This window comes from Vibrio sp. 10N.261.55.A10 (genome assembly GCF_041470825.1).
Lineage (GTDB): Bacteria > Pseudomonadota > Gammaproteobacteria > Enterobacterales > Vibrionaceae > Vibrio > Vibrio crassostreae_C.
Window position 1 is genome coordinate 1 of sequence record NZ_JBFRNC010000094.1, and the last position, 14,891, is coordinate 14,891.

The following is a 14,891-nucleotide window of genomic DNA, read 5'->3' on the forward strand; positions in this document are numbered from 1 at the left end:
CGGTGGTGTGAGAGGACGGAAGCCGTGAGGCCTCCTCCTACTCGATTGCACCTTAGGTACTAAGGTGCAATTGGTACTACTTCTGGGTTATCGATAGCATAAGTTTCAAACTTGTCTTGGATCTCTTCGATCTCAGTCCATCTAGTCGCTCCAATCGGCAGAATAGTTTGGTCGTCAGTGATAATGGCGCGAAGTAAATTGCTCACTATAGAGTAGATTTCTGGATCCTTTAGCATGTTCAAGGCATTTTCAGGTTTGCCTGAATCAATTCCATTGTCGAAATATGCCGTTTCAAAATTTATAATTGAAGCGTAAACACTGCTGATGTCAGACATTTGATTATGTATCTTTGTATTGTTGGTCCAAGCAGGGTTCGTCTCTACTCTTAGCTCTTTTTGTTTAGTCCCATCTTCTTGCTTAATCCAGCGGTTTTTTAAAATCTGCATCGAATCTATATCATGAAGAACAAAGTAAGGCTTTTTGAAGTGCTTGAGAATCTTCATAAACATCGAGACTTGGACTTTTCCTCCGCACCTCAAAATCAATAGATCATCAAACAACGTCTCACCTTGCGATTTTGAGTCAGCAATAATTTTGCCAAAGGCTGAAAACTCCGTATCTCCCTCTACCAGCAACACTTTGCCGCCAAAAAAGAACTCCATGACGTCTGGGTTTAACAGGTTTTGGAGTTTCAATGACTCTGTTTCATCATCAGTGAACTCAATATCATCAGGTTTAAATATCGTTGTAGCAACAACGTCATTTCCTAAACTCTCAACTCTGATGATTTTTGTATGATCTCTGGTTAAATCAATGAAACTTGGAGAGTGAGTAGTTATCATTATCTGCCAGTTGTCGTTTGTTTCAGCGATAGAGTAAAGCATATCTCTTGTCTCACGACAGGCATAAGGGTGAAGGCTTAATTCGGGTTCATCTAAGAGCAGTAAGTGTGACTTTATACTACCAAGCGGTTTATATTTTTTACCCTTATCTAATGATTCGTAGCCAAGTTCAGCGATTTTTTTCAGAACCGCCCACAGTAAGGTTCTCCTAGCTCCGCTGCCGTGGTTTGATACGGGAAACATTTGTTCACCTTTCCCAAACCTTACGTCGACTTCTTTACTGTCGAATATTTTCAAATTACTTTCAGCAACATTAGCTTCTTGTAAAGTTATACTGAGTTTGTGTTCAGGTACGATTTTACATGCGTATTCTGATATTTCATCGGCTAAATCGTTTAAAGCAGCTCTTGTTGCTGTAACAAACTCGCCCTTAAGACTATTGATTTGCTCATGCAATGTTGTAAACGTTAGTGAGTCTTCTGATGGTCTGAACTCCCTTATTTTTTGCTCTAAAAGTACATCGACTAAGATATTTTTTATTGAATCATTTTGGTTGTCTGGATTGTCAAACGTCCCTATTAGATGAGCTTTGGGTCTCTTTTTTCTAGACGCGTTATCAGTAGCCCAAGGCCTATGAGGAGACGGATCCTCAGGGGTAGGGTAACGTTCAAGATCAACGCGGAATCCAAGCCTTGAAGGTGCTTCATTAACTTTTTCCCAGACAAATTTTTCTTTGATTCTTACCGGGCTTTGGTCGCCTTGTTCTTCGTTTAAAACTTCTCGGAAACCGGAGCTAGGCATATCATCGCCACTACATATCATATGAATTTCGATAGTGGGCAGGGCGTGGGGATTGTTGACAATATTGTTGTGAAAGTCTTCTTTGGTTAGTTTTTCACTATTTACTGCAGCGTAATATGCTTTAAGGATAGTACTTTTACCAAAATTGTTGCCACCAACCAAGATGACAATATCATCAAGTTCAATCTCAACAGGAATGCCTCCAATCGACCGAAAATTTGAAATCAGCAGTTTCTCTAAACGTACAGACATGTAACCTCCAATTTATGTTCATATGCACTAGGTTTATCACTCAGGTCGATAGATCGCTAGAATTAAAACCCTAAGTCAATGAAATCATGATTTAGATCAGATGTTTACTTGAACAATATTAGTAAATGTCTACTTCAAATAAATGGAAAGTTGTTGGTTGAGTGCTTTCTAATATTGTTTGTGACAATGTATACTCAACGCACAAGCCTAACTCAAAGTAACCTATGAAAAAGTCGTTTAATGACAAAGACCTAAAGTCTATTGCGGATGTTATTAAAACTAATATTTTTGTCCCTTTGACTGAGAAGAAAACCACGATTTTTCTTTGTGGTGCCGATATCACGGATGCAGATACTGGTCGATCCAAGATGGCCAAGGTACTAGAACGACATTCTAAATATGAGCTTTTGTACCCTGAAGATATTTTTGATGATCTTTTAGCCGGGCCGGGCCAGCATAGCTTGCTTCATTTAGAAAATGTCTTAGCCGATTGTGTCGATGCCATTATTCTTTTTCCTGAAAGTCCAGGCTCGTTTGCTGAAATAGGTGCGTTTTCTAACAATGAAAAGTTAGCTAAAAAACTAATTGTTATTTCTAACAAAAAGTATCGTGGTCAAAAGAGCTTTATCAATTACGGGCCGTATCGACTGATTAAAGCCTCCAATACAGGCAAAGTTTTCCAAGTTAACTACAAAGATTTGGATGATTTAACTTTAGGTAAAAAACTCTATCGAACGGTAAACGAGCGAGTTACAAAGATCAAAAAAACACACCCGGTTAAAAAGGATGTTGCTAACATCTTAGAAGCCGAGCACTTTATTTTGCCGTGCATTTATTTAATTGATAACACCAATTTCTACATATTAACTCGACTTATTGGGTTTGCTACTGGTAGCGACTCCAAGTTCTGTGAGATAGCTACGAAATCTGCATTAGGTAGACTTGCTTCAAAGAGATTGATTTCGAGAACTTTAGACGGCTACAACGTAACCCCTGAAGGGGCTACATATGTTAGAGATACTTTTAGTAACAGGAAGTTAGATGCAATAAGATTAGAAGTGCTTAACGCTGAAAATCGTAGAAATGCTACAGTGAATAGTGGTAGGATGTCCTACGGCGGATACCCTTAGCAAATAGTGTACACCTGTTCACTGGATAGTGCTTCGCTGTCCTGTATCAAAGCTAGTTCAATGTCGCATTTAACTGTGCAGAGCAAGAAGACATTCGTTTCTTGAACTGCACAGTCAAATCCGTTAATTAAGACGTAAGGGTATCTCGCCACATGCCTCCTGATAATATTTATCGCCTCAAAAATTTTGGTTTACCTGCATTATCATCTATCGATGACTTCGCTCATGCGATGAAGCTATCACCTAGTACTCTAAGATCATTATCGATATCTTCTGATTCTTTATATAAAACTTATAATTTGCCTAAGAAGTCAGGTGGTACGCGAGAAATCGCTCAACCATGTAGAGAACTAAAAGCAGTTCAATCTTGGATTCTTAGAAATATACTCGATAAGTTAAATAGTTCTCCATACTCAAAAGGTTTTGAAATTGGAACTTCCATCTTAGACAATGCTACACCTCATGTAGGTGCGAGCTATATATTGTCGATAGACTTAGAAGACTTTTTCCCTTCGATTCCAGCGTACAAAGTATATGGTGTATTTAGCTCAATAGGTTATAACAAAGAAATGTCCCGCCTGTTGATGAATCTGTGTACATATTACGAAGTATTACCGCAGGGCTCTCCAGCATCTCCTAAACTCGCTAACTTGGTTTGTGCAAGACTAGATGCGCGAATTCAAGGATATGCCGGTCCACGAGGCATAACCTATACCAGATATGCTGATGATATAACTCTGTCTGCAAATACCGCTATAAAAATGCAAAAGGCCAAGTCTTTTCTAGGGACCATCATTGCTGGCGAAGATTTAGTCATAAATAAGCGAAAGACCAAAATATGCGGGACTAAAAGGCAAAAAAAAGTTACAGGATTAGTACTTTCTGAAAATAGAGTAGGGATTGGTCGACAGAAGCTTAGAGAGATTAGAGCGGCTATTTATAACTTATTTACAGGCAAGTCAGTAGATTTCTTGTTCGTTAATGGATGGCTATCTTTTGTTTATTCAGTTGATAAAAAATCTTATAGCCGCTTGTATGGTTATATCGATCAGTATGAAAAGAAATATCCCACCTCAGTAGCTAAAGACAACCTAATCGGTAGAAGAGATTAAGGTGCGTCACTTTATCGATGTTTGCGATTTCAACAACGTAAAGTCTAGTAAGCACTGAAAGACGAGCTTATTATATTGTCTTGCACATCAATATTCTGGAGAGCGAATGAAAGTTGTTAGGTATGGGTGTTTTGCTTGGTCTTATTTGAATTTGGTGGTTTGTGGTTTGTGGTTTCGGTAAAGTGACTTAACTCATGTGAACATGTCTGTTCGTGACATTACGTAGATCTGAGGGACACACAGAGTAATCCAATAATCTAACCAACAAACACAAACTTTAGAGCGAGCTGTAAGTTGAACTAAAAAATTCAGCATGGAAGTTTACAGACGAGCTCGTGTGAGAAAACTTAACTGGCTTACTGGATAACACAAAACAGAATTCAACGTGTGTAGCGAACAAGAAACACGGTGGCGTGTGTAAAATCTGAAAAAGAAACGACAGCAATGCCCACAAGGTTAACACACAGCGCGCTGAATCATGAGTACAAGAAGATGTAAGTCAGACAGAACAAATGTTCTCGTTGATCGGCTTTGTGTAAACGAATCATGTAGATGTTGGCCACACGTATAATGGTTGGGTTAAAACAGCGTTTAGAGAATGCTGGTGAACTCAATATGCTTGAGGCACCAGTTGTAATAAAGGTTTTAAGGGGAAACGATGATAAGGATAGCTTTGGAAAATAGTGACATTACTATCTGGGTCTTACAGTCTCAGTGCGTATTATGTACGTTATGTTAAATTGATTTTGATGTTTATAAGGCAGGTATCTTTGTGTGATGCCCTGCCTTTGTATTGTGCCGATATTCTCTAATTTATACTGTGTATTTAACCAAACTGGCTATTTACCATAAAATACCTAATAACCAGTGATAATAATCTTCGATTTTAACCCTGGTATTAGTTAGAGATTAACCGCCAGCAAATTTAACTTTGTAGCCTTTCTTTTCAAGGTGCGCTTTGATCTTGTCGCGCGCGTCACCTTGAATTTCAATGTTGCCATCTTTTACTGAGCCACCGCAGCCGCAAACTTTCTTGAGTTCTGCTGCCATTAGTTTTAATGGTGCGTCATCTAGGTCTAAGCCAGTTACGACAGAAACGCCTTTGCCTTTACGGCCTTTGGTTTCTTTTTGGATTCGAACGATACCATCGCCTTTAGGACGTTGGACTTTCTCTTCTTCAGGCTTAATGCGACCTGTTTCTGTTGAATATACTAGGCTCATAATTTACTTCTTTTGTTGCTCTGCTTTTTGTTTTGCGAGTAAGTAAGCTTCTATATGGCGTTGGATTGCAACCTTGCCGCCTTTGATTAAGCGACCGTTAAACATGCAATACCACGCATTAGGCTCACCGGTGTCATTCTTGATTTGGTAGCCGTTGAAGTTTTCAGTCGAGCCACCAGTTCCTCTCGACTTATTTAATGACATGAATTCTTTTGGATCAATAATAGATGCGGTATCAATCCACCAATCAATACTCTTTTTCACGGCAGCTAGGTTGCCCTGAATAACGTTGTTTTTTAACTTAGCACGCCAAACTGTGTTGTTAGCATCTATCGATTGAAGATGGACGCTTCGGTAAATTGAATTAGCCATATCTATTAATCATCTTTCTGTTTTCACTGCATTAATCATAAGTATACTAATAATGATATCAAGCATAATATGGTAAAAACACCTGTCGAGGTATGGTAATTTGAGAAAAAAAGTCCCTATTTTAACTGACTCTGTGATAATTAATTCATTTGTTGAAAAATTAAACAGCAACGCGACAATAGAAATTATAGATGAGTTGACAGGATTTCAATACTCTCGCAATTCACTGTTGGGCATTTACAGTGATTGGAATCGCTATCATGCGTTCTGTACCAAACATCGTATTAACACACTTCCCGCATCTATAACCGCTGTTCGTCGTTTTCTTGAAACGGAGTCTAACGATAGAAAATACGCATCGCTAAAACGTTACACTGCAACGCTTAGCATGTTACATACTGTGTTGAGCTTTGCAAACCCGATCAAGCACAGGCAAGTTCGCTTTACCCTACTCCACTTACAATCTCAAATGGCCGGTGACGCTAAACAAACCAATGCTATGACATCTGTGCATCTCACTGATTTGAATACGTTACTCTCCCATGAGAAAGCAAACCTGAAAGAGATCAGAGACATTGCTATTTATAACGTGATGTTCGAGTGTGCTTTAAAGCGCTCAGAGCTTAAGTTGTTATCGATGAGTGATGTTGAGTACGTTGAAGATCATTACCAAGTAACAGTCAAAGATTCGGCTTATCAGTTGTCACAAATAGCCAGTGTTGCACTTCAACGTTGGCTTTCGTTTACTGGTATACAAGATGACTTGCCAGTATTTCGTGCGATAGACAAGCATGAGAATATTGGTTTGCAGCCTTTAGATGATTCGTCCATCTATAGGATATTGAGAAGAGCTAGCGACTTACTTCAACTGCCAGAAAATCACCATTTCTCTGGAAATTCGATTCGTGTTGGTGCTGCACAAGAGTTGTCGAAACAAGGTCTTAAGGTGAGAGAGATTCAGGACTTTGGTCGTTGGCTTAGCCCGGCAATGCCAGCTCAATATGTCGGTTTCACGGGAACGGCTGATAGTGAGAAGATGAAGTTTAAGGCGTTAATACCTTGGCAATGACGGGTCGCAGATTACTTGGATATTACTATTTTGATATAAGTTATGGTTAAAACGATATTTGTAAAAACGGTTAGCGTTAAAAACAAAAAGCGCCTTGGCGAAAGCTCAAGGCACTTGTTGGTTCAGCTCTAAGTGAACGAAAACGAGTTAGAAACCTAAGAAAGGCTTGTTCTCACGCAGTTTTCTAAGAACTGGCTGAATTTGTGGCCGTCATGCTCAACCATTTTAGGGAACATGGAGATTGGCGTCATACCTGGGAAGGTGTTGACTTCGTTCAGGTAGATCTCGTTGTCTTGCGTTAAAAAGAAGTCGATACGAGACAAGTGACGAAGCTTCATCTGGGTGAAGACTTTTCGTGCGCTGTCTGCAATCAATTCACGCTGTTCGTCAGTTAAATTACTTGCTTCAACTTCAGTGATCGAGTGGCTGTCTGCACTGTACTTCTCTTCGTAAGAGTAAAATGCGCCATTCGGTGCAATCACCTCACCCGGCTTGCTGATGTGTAGCTCGCCATCGATTTCATAAGCAGCAATTTCTAGCTCTCTAGGCACCACTGATTTCTCAACCAATACTTGGTCCGAGAAAGTGAACGCCTTGTTGATAGCCTCGCTTAAATCTTCTACTTGGTTAACTTGGTAACAACCTACAGAAGAACCTTGACGAGCCGCTTTCACAAACACTTTACCCCACTTTTCAAATGCTTGAATTGCTTGAGAGTGAGCTTGATCATTGTTGTCTGATAAGAACAGGTACGGCGTATTTGGAATGCCGAGTGCGTCGTACCAAAGCTTTGAAGTGATTTTGTTAAAGCTGTTATTGCTAGCTTCTGAACCACAGCCTAGATATGGAATTTTAGCCATTTCAAACAGTGATTGAATATCACCAGTTTCACCTGGGAAGCCGTGGATGCAAGGCACAATGAAATCGACTTTAGATGCTAAATTGTCACCGCGCAAGGTTTGGTCGTTAATATCAAGATAAACCAATTCACCTGAATCAAGACACCAGCCTTCGTTTTTAATTTCAACTCTTACAACGTTAAAATCTGCAACGCTATTGAGTTGTTCAAAAAGGTAATTGGCTGAAACTAAAGACACTTCATGCTCTGAAGATCCACCGCCGCAAAGTAGAAGGATGTTTGTGGTGTTCATGGGTAAATTCGGTCCTTGAAACTAGGAGTACTGACTTCAATGATAAACAAAAGTCGAGATAGGTACAGTGTTTTGATTGTTAAAATTGCGTTCGAAAGATCGAGCGATTAACTATTAAACAAAACAGCGAGTCTTAAAACAAAAGAAGGAGCATTTGCCCCTTCTTTATGAATCAAAACTTAGTTCAACTTGTTAAGCGTTGGGTATTCAGAGTTCTTGATGTCATCAATGCTCTTAACGAACGGCTTCAAGTTTTGGAAAGTGTTCGGCAGTGTTGAGATTGCTTTTTTAGCTTCTAAGCGCGTTGCGTAGTCACCATAAAGTACCGTGAACCACTTAGTGCCGTTAACCATTTTGTAGTTTTCCCAAACTGGTTGAGAAGTCGTAGGTAGCATTTTAACGAAAGAATCGACTTTACTTTGGCTGCCAAGAGCAACAACTTGAACTGTGTAACCAAAACGTTGGTTCATGTCTTGTTGTTTCTTGGTTGGGCCTGTCACTACGGCAACTGGCTTAGCTTTAGTCGTTTGAGCGACTTTCTGTTCAACAGGTTCGGTTCTGATAACGTTGACAACATTTTCTTCAACAACGCTTGTTTGCTCAGATTGAGATACAACGGGAGCTTCAACTTTTGCCGTTTTGTACTCTTCTTGATAACTATCTGAAGTGACATTGGTAACGTAGTCGTCAGATACACATGCAGCCAAGAGCAGTGGCAAAGTCACAATTGCAAATTTTTTCATGGAAAGCTCTATATCCTTAATAATAATTACTATAAATCATGCCGATACGTCGGTTTAGAATCAAGTTAACTTTGAGATTATACACCATTAGTGGGTGACCTATTTCACAAACTTTATGCAGTGTTTGCTTATTCATCTGAATTCGGTGAATTTGCCATCAACCCGTAAGTGCAAAGTAAGTTACGATGAACTTACGTGCATTGCTAGGATATGTCTATGAATCATCTTGATCCCCTACTTAAACCCCGTTCAATCGCTGTTGTTGGTGCTTCTCAACGAGAAACGCGCGCAGGATATATCGTTATGAACAATTTGTTGCATGGGGATTTTAAAGGTGCGGTGATGCCGGTTACGCCGAAATATGACTCAGTGGCCGGCGTTCTTTCTTACAAGAACATTTTGTCGTTACCGATTGTTCCTGATCTCGCAATCTTGTGTACCAATGCGACCCGCAATGTAGCCATTTTTGAAGAGCTGGCTGAGAAAGGTATAGCCTCTGTCATTGTGCTTTCTTCAGACATGCAGCAAGAAAGCGATAATGGCGAGACGTATGATGAACGATGCCTAGCTATTGCCAAGAAGCACAACGTTCGAGTGTTGGGTTCCAATAGTTTGGGGGTAATTGTCCCTTGGTTAAATTTGAACGCCTCATTCTCTCCAGTGACAGCATTACCCGGTAAGATCGCCTTTGTTTCTCAGTCGGCAGCTGTGTGTACCACTATTCTCGATTGGGCTAATGACAAAGAGATCGGTTTTTCGGCGTTTATCTCCATAGGCAATGGTAGCGATATCGAATTCTCGGAGTTATTGGATTATCTCAGCACCGACTCTCACACCGAAGCGATATTGCTTTATGTAGACAGCATTACCGATGCGAGACGCTTTATTTCTGCAGCGCGTGCGGCTTCGCGTAACAGACGAATTTTGGTGTTGAAAGGCGGTCGAACGGCGAAAGGCAGAGCCGCAGCAATGGCACACACTGGCGGTGCCGACACATTAGATATCATTTACGACTCTGCAATTCGACGCAGCGGCATGCTACGAGTTAAGAACTTACATGAACTGTTTGCTGCGGTAGAAACACTGACTCATTCAGTACCATTGCGCGGCGAGCGCTTGGCTATTGTTACTAACGGTGGCGGTCCTGCAATTATGGCGGTGGATACCCTATTTGACCGCGGTGGCAAGCTTGCAGAGTTTTCAGAAGAGACACTTGATAAGTTGAACAAGGTGTTGCCATCGAGTTGGTCTCACAGCAATCCTATCGATATTGTTGGTGATGCCGGTGACCAACGTTATATCGACACCATAAACATATTACTCGATGGTGATGAAGCGGATGCGATTCTTATCATGCACAGCCCTTCAGCAATTGCACATTCCGCTAAAACGGCAGAACGAATTATTGAAGCGATTAAAAAGCACCCTCGCCACAAGCGCTTTAATATCCTGACGAATTGGTCTGGTGAGCTAACAGCAAGGCCTGCACGAAAGCTGTTTACCGAAGCGGGTTTCCCTACCTATCGAACCCCTGAAAGCTCAGTGGTCGCATTCATGCACTTAGTCGAGTACAGACGTAACCAACGTCAGTTAATGGAAACGCCGACTACTGCAGAAAAAGTACACATTGAAGATCTAGCAGATGCGAAAAGTTGGATAAAAAGACAATTACTGGATAAAGATACAGTTAGCCTTGATACTCACCAAAACAGTCAGTTTTTCAAGAGCTTCAACCTCGATGTGTTACCAACTTGGATCGCTTCTGACCCAAGTGAAGCGGTGCACATCGCTGAAACGATTGGTTATCCCGTCGCAGTAAAATTACGTTCGCCGGATATTGCACATAAGTCAGACGTACAAGGCGTGATGCTCAATTTGCGAAACAGCAGTGAAGTGGCCAATGCGGCTCAGGCAATTCTCGATCGTTCTCAATTATCCTTCCCTACAGCGCACATCCATGGCTTGTTAATTCAAGGAATGGCCAAGCTCGCGGGTGGCCAAGAACTGCGAGTTAAGGTCACAACGGACGAAACCTTTGGCCCTATCATTTTACTTGGACAAGGTGGCTCGGAATGGGATGAATCGATTGACGCCGCCGCTGCTTTTCCACCGCTCAACATGACACTGGCGCGCTACTTGATTATTCGAGCGATAAAAAGTGGCAAGATTCGTCTACAAAAACTCCCTAACCCGATTGATATAGAGGGCCTTTCTGAATTATTGGTACGTATATCGCAGATGGTCGTTGATTGCCCTGAAATACATGATTTGGATATCCATCCAGTACTCGCCAACGGAGACAAATTCACGATATTAGACGCTGATATCATATTGAAAGCCTACGAAGGGGATCCGCAAGAAAGGTTGGCCATTCGCCCTTACCCAGTCGAGCTTGAAGAACGTATCCAGCTAAAAGATGGAACCGAAGTGTTGTTACGCCCTATTCTTCCCGAAGATGAACCGCTGCATGCTGACTTCATTAACCGTGTGTCTAAGGAAGATCTCTATAAGCGTTTCTTTAGTGATGTCGGTGAATTCAATCATGAGGCGTTGGCGAATTTCACTCAGATTGATTTCGATAGAGAAATCGCCTTTGTGGTCGTTCGCGAGGAACAAGGCGTTCCAGCGATCATCGGCGTGTCCCGTGCGCTGATTAACCCTGAGAACACAGACGCCGAATTCGCAATATTGATTCGTTCTGACCTTAAAGGTGTTGGTCTAGGTCGCATTCTTATGACCAAGGTTATCGATTACTGCCGTGCGAAGCAGACCAAGCAGATGTCGGGTATGACGATGCCAACCAATAGAGGGATGCTGACACTAGCTCAAAAGCTCGGTTTTAAGCTAGATATCAGTTTTGAAGATGGTACTGCAGATATGGTGTTACCGTTACTTTAACGCCCATGTCTTTTTAAGATGTTGGATACACCAAGACTTGGCGTCGCCCATTTTGTTGCGCCGCCAAGCCATTACTATATCAATAGGCTGCGGCTCGGTACCGGAGATCTGCTGTAGAATGCCAGATTCAATCAAAGGTTTAGCGACACTATTCGGCAAGGTTCCAATCCCTAGCCCTGATGTCAAAGCCTCTACTTTTGCAGGAAAGCTCGTCACGGTTAATCGTGGCTGTTTTTCTAGAATATTGATACTTAGTGCAGGCTGTTCGCGCGCGGTATCTGCAATAGCAATAACCCTGTAACTTTCTCTCGCCTTTTGGTCGAATTCACCAGAACGTTTATGAACATAGTGGTTTGATGCCGCTACCCAAACCATTTCCATTTTACCGATAACGTCACTTTTCATGTCGTTTGGGATAGTGTCAACCTTTGGGCACACCAGTAAATCTGCTCTGCCGTCTGAAAGGGATTCCCAACACCCTGCTAAGATCTCTTCTTGCAAACGAACGCGTGTTTTACTGATTTTTCCTAGTTCATCTACCAGTGGGAAAAAGTTAGCAATCGGGATAATGCCATCAAAGGCGATGGTCAAATCGAGCTCCCAACCGTTGGCTAGAATGCTTGCCTCGTTAACAAGGCGTTCTGTTGCTCCAAGAATTACCCTACCTTGCTCAAGTATCAACTGGCCCGCTTCTGTGAAGTTTGCACGATGTCCAGAGCGGTCAAAAATCATGATGTCCAGATCTTGTTCAAGCTTCTGGATTTGATAACTGAGTGATGAAGGTGCTCTGTCCATTTCATTGGCTGCAGCGGCGAAACTTCCACGTCGGTCGATGGCATCTAATATGTGTAATGCTTCAAGTGTTATTGGACTATGCATCAGTTCCCTACTTTATAAATGAGAGGTTAATCACAAAAATGGAAGCATTCACCAGATAAATGGAACCATTAAAGGTCTTTTAATACAAAGAGTTATACGGTTTAGGCGTGTTTGTAATGACAAAAGTACAAATAAATTGAAATGCAAATAATAGTAATTATCATTTAGATCCAATATTATCTTTCGCAAATCAAGATAATACTATGGAATTAAGGTAACTATCAGATGTATAAGCAATCCCTACTCTCTGCTTCAATCGTTTTAGCGCTTTCATCAACATCAGCCTTTGCTGAAGATTATGCCCTATTTGACGAGGTTGTTGTATCTTCGACTCGTACTAATCAACAACTTGAAGATGTTGCTGCGTCGGTAACTGTGATTAACGATAAAGATATCGAAAAAAACATGGTTACGGATGTAGAAGACTTATTTAAGTACACACCAGGTGTCACGGTGACTACGAATTCTCGCCAAGGGATTCAAGGTATTAACATTCGTGGTATGGAAGGTAACCGAGTAAAGGTTATCGTTGATGGAGTATCACAAACTAGCCAATTTACTCCAAGTGGTACTCAGTCATATAACTTCATTAACTCTTCACGCATTGATGTTGATACGGATATGTTGAAGTCTGTCGAGATTGTTAAAGGTGCGGCTTCTTCTCTGTATGGTTCTGATGCGATTGGTGGTATTGCTGCGTTCGAAACAAAAGACCCGAGTGACTTTTTAAAAGACAAAGACTTCGGTGGCCACGCGAAGTTCAACTACTCTTCATCTGATAATACCTTTAGCGAATCGGTTGCTTTAGCAAATCGTATTGGCGACCTAGAAACGTTAGTTGCTTATACTCGCAGAGACGGTGAGCAAACTGATAACTTTGGTACACCTGATGAGCAAGATACTCAGAACAACAACTTGTTGGTTAAGCTTCAGTACCAATTAAACGAACAACACCGTTTAGAGTTTTCTGGTAACTTCATTGAGAATTCTGGTGATACCGATTTAAATAGTGCAAGTTACACCGACTACACTGGCGAAGACACAACTAGCCAACAGCAAATCGGTATCAAACATATTTGGGATGCTGACCTAGCGTTTGCAGATACTGTTACTTGGCAAGCTGACTGGCTGAGCAAAGAAGAGAATGGCGTAACTAATCGTACTTCTAATGGCGGTATGTTCCTACCTCCGGCAGGTAATGTTCAGAAAAAGGACTATATCTACGAGGATGAAGGTTATCAATTTGATGTGCAATTCGATAAGTTCTTCATGACGGGTAATGTAGAAAACTACTTTATCTATGGCGCTTCATATTCGGACAAAGACATTAAAAACGTTAATAACGAATATAACTCTATCAGCGCAGACCAAGTTATTTTCTACATCCCTGCCGCATCTGAAAGAAAATATGGATTCTTTGCTCAAAATGAAATGACGATCGGAAATTGGATGATTACTCCGGGTGTTCGTTTTGATGGTTTTGAAACTGATCCAGGTGATACAAGTCAAAACCCAAGTGGTAACCCAGAAGAGTCTTATGCAAAATATTCAGACTCAGCTGTTACCGGACGTTTGGGTACAACTTACACGCTTAATGATGAAAATAAGATCTTCGGTCAAATCAGCCAAGGCTTTAGAGCTCCTGATTTCCAAGAGCTTTACTACTCATTTGGTAATCCTGCTCACGGTTATTTGAATGCCCCTAACCCTGACTTAGAAGCTGAAGAAAGTATTTCATACGAGTTAGGTTGGCGTCATAACACAAATTATTCATCAAGCGAAATCGCCATCTTTTACAGCGATTACGATAACTTTATTGATAACGTAGCAGTTAGTGGCTCAGCCACTCCTATGGATCCAACAATATATAAGAATGTAAATATTGATGAAGCTGTAATTAAAGGTATCGAAGCGTCAAATACACTGTCTTGGAATAGCTTCATGCCAGTGAAAGGTGTTAGTACTCGTGTTTCTGCAACGTATACTGAAGGTGAAGATGGCGAAGGTAATCCTCTTAACAGTGTGAACCCTTGGAACGCTGTTGTTGGTTTTAACTATGATGCTCCTTCAGCACTATGGGGTACGTCGCTTAACATTAGCTATACTGCAGGCAAGAAGTCTAGTGATATCAACAGCGATGGTTTGAGTGATGAAATTCTACCAATTGATTCAGCAACTGTAGTAGACCTAACAGCATACTACTTGCCGATGAAGGATCTTACGCTTAGAGCAGGTCTCTTCAACGTTACGGATGAAGAGTACTACTCGTGGAATGACGTTCGTGGATTCTCACAAGAAGATAAAGATTACACGCAAGCAGGTCGTAACTGGTCAATTACAGCTAAATACGAATTCTAATTCGTTAAGAACCTGAATTGCAGATACTAAAAAGCCAGCTAAATTGAACTGACCCCCAATAGT

General features: G+C 41.2%; 11 protein-coding genes. 5 read left to right on the forward strand and 6 right to left on the reverse strand.

The genetic code is table 11. The annotated features are described in order from the left end of the window. Positions 1–59: 59 nt before the first annotated feature. On the reverse strand, positions 60–1,895 hold the full coding sequence (locus AB4274_RS21430) for an ATP-dependent endonuclease (protein WP_372113184.1): 1,836 nt from the start codon (positions 1,893–1,895) through the stop codon (positions 60–62). Between the two features lie 224 nt (positions 1,896–2,119). Between AB4274_RS21430 and AB4274_RS21435 the strand changes: the two genes are divergently transcribed. Together AB4274_RS21435 and AB4274_RS21440 are read left to right on the forward strand one after the other, a co-directional pair. Next, complete coding sequence (locus tag AB4274_RS21435) at positions 2,120–3,025, forward strand: retron St85 family effector protein (RefSeq protein WP_372113186.1); 906 nt, start codon at positions 2,120–2,122, stop codon at positions 3,023–3,025. A gap of 152 nt (positions 3,026–3,177) precedes the next feature. Then, positions 3,178–4,137 carry a retron St85 family RNA-directed DNA polymerase gene (locus AB4274_RS21440; protein WP_372113188.1) on the forward strand — a complete coding sequence of 320 codons (960 nt, stop codon included), beginning with the start codon at positions 3,178–3,180 and terminating at the stop codon, positions 4,135–4,137. A gap of 909 nt (positions 4,138–5,046) precedes the next feature. On the opposite strand, the gene yciH is transcribed toward AB4274_RS21440, so the two are convergent. Together yciH and AB4274_RS21450 are read right to left on the reverse strand one after the other, a co-directional pair. Further along, positions 5,047–5,358, reverse strand: a complete 312-nt coding sequence (yciH, locus tag AB4274_RS21445; protein WP_008221404.1) for a stress response translation initiation inhibitor YciH — start codon at positions 5,356–5,358, stop codon at positions 5,047–5,049. A gap of 3 nt (positions 5,359–5,361) precedes the next feature. Continuing rightward, complete coding sequence (locus AB4274_RS21450; protein WP_017060095.1) at positions 5,362–5,730, reverse strand: DUF3319 domain-containing protein; 369 nt, start codon at positions 5,728–5,730, stop codon at positions 5,362–5,364. 100 nt (positions 5,731–5,830) lie between these two features. Here AB4274_RS21450 and AB4274_RS21455 point away from each other — a divergent pair, with 100 nt between their 5' ends. Continuing rightward, positions 5,831–6,799, forward strand: a complete 969-nt coding sequence (locus AB4274_RS21455) for a tyrosine-type recombinase/integrase (protein ID WP_017060094.1) — start codon at positions 5,831–5,833, stop codon at positions 6,797–6,799. Positions 6,800–6,954: 155 nt separating this feature from the next. Here the strand turns inward: AB4274_RS21455 and AB4274_RS21460 are convergent, their stop codons facing one another. Both AB4274_RS21460 and AB4274_RS21465 read right to left on the reverse strand, forming a co-directional pair. Beyond that, the gene (locus tag AB4274_RS21460) at positions 6,955–7,950 is read right to left on the reverse strand and encodes a D-alanine--D-alanine ligase (RefSeq protein WP_048613615.1); all 996 of its coding nucleotides are present in this window, start codon (positions 7,948–7,950) and stop codon (positions 6,955–6,957) included. Positions 7,951–8,129: 179 nt separating this feature from the next. Continuing rightward, entirely contained in the window at positions 8,130–8,693 is a 564-nt protein-coding gene (locus AB4274_RS21465; RefSeq protein WP_372113190.1) for an SPOR domain-containing protein, read from the reverse strand. A 216-nt stretch (positions 8,694–8,909) separates the two neighbouring features. On the opposite strand from AB4274_RS21465, the gene AB4274_RS21470 reads away from it, so the two are divergent. After that, a complete protein-coding gene (locus AB4274_RS21470; RefSeq protein WP_372113192.1) occupies positions 8,910–11,591 on the forward strand; it encodes a GNAT family N-acetyltransferase in 2,682 nt (893 codons plus the stop codon). On the opposite strand, the gene AB4274_RS21475 is transcribed toward AB4274_RS21470, so the two are convergent. Then, positions 11,583–12,470, reverse strand: a complete 888-nt coding sequence (locus tag AB4274_RS21475) for a LysR family transcriptional regulator (RefSeq protein ID WP_372113194.1) — start codon at positions 12,468–12,470, stop codon at positions 11,583–11,585. The genes AB4274_RS21470 and AB4274_RS21475 overlap by 9 nt on opposite strands. A gap of 225 nt (positions 12,471–12,695) precedes the next feature. Here AB4274_RS21475 and AB4274_RS21480 point away from each other — a divergent pair, with 225 nt between their 5' ends. Next, a complete protein-coding gene (locus AB4274_RS21480; protein ID WP_372113196.1) occupies positions 12,696–14,828 on the forward strand; it encodes a TonB-dependent hemoglobin/transferrin/lactoferrin family receptor in 2,133 nt (710 codons plus the stop codon). Positions 14,829–14,891 lie beyond the last annotated feature (63 nt).

Excerpts from the sequence above, each read along its gene's own strand:
- AB4274_RS21430 (WP_372113184.1), bottom strand. The coding sequence starts at position 1,895 with ATGTCTGTACGTTTAGAGAAACTGCTGATTTCAAATTTTCGGTCGATT.
- AB4274_RS21435 (WP_372113186.1), top strand. The coding sequence starts at position 2,120 with ATGAAAAAGTCGTTTAATGACAAAGACCTAAAGTCTATTGCGGATGTT.
- AB4274_RS21440 (WP_372113188.1), top strand. The coding sequence starts at position 3,178 with ATGCCTCCTGATAATATTTATCGCCTCAAAAATTTTGGTTTACCTGCA.
- yciH (WP_008221404.1), bottom strand. The coding sequence starts at position 5,358 with ATGAGCCTAGTATATTCAACAGAAACAGGTCGCATTAAGCCTGAAGAA.
- AB4274_RS21450 (WP_017060095.1), bottom strand. The coding sequence starts at position 5,730 with ATGGCTAATTCAATTTACCGAAGCGTCCATCTTCAATCGATAGATGCT.
- AB4274_RS21460 (WP_048613615.1), bottom strand. The coding sequence starts at position 7,950 with ATGAACACCACAAACATCCTTCTACTTTGCGGCGGTGGATCTTCAGAG.
- AB4274_RS21465 (WP_372113190.1), bottom strand. The coding sequence starts at position 8,693 with ATGAAAAAATTTGCAATTGTGACTTTGCCACTGCTCTTGGCTGCATGT.
- AB4274_RS21470 (WP_372113192.1), top strand. The coding sequence starts at position 8,910 with ATGAATCATCTTGATCCCCTACTTAAACCCCGTTCAATCGCTGTTGTT.
- AB4274_RS21475 (WP_372113194.1), bottom strand. The coding sequence starts at position 12,470 with ATGCATAGTCCAATAACACTTGAAGCATTACACATATTAGATGCCATC.
- AB4274_RS21480 (WP_372113196.1), top strand. The coding sequence starts at position 12,696 with ATGTATAAGCAATCCCTACTCTCTGCTTCAATCGTTTTAGCGCTTTCA.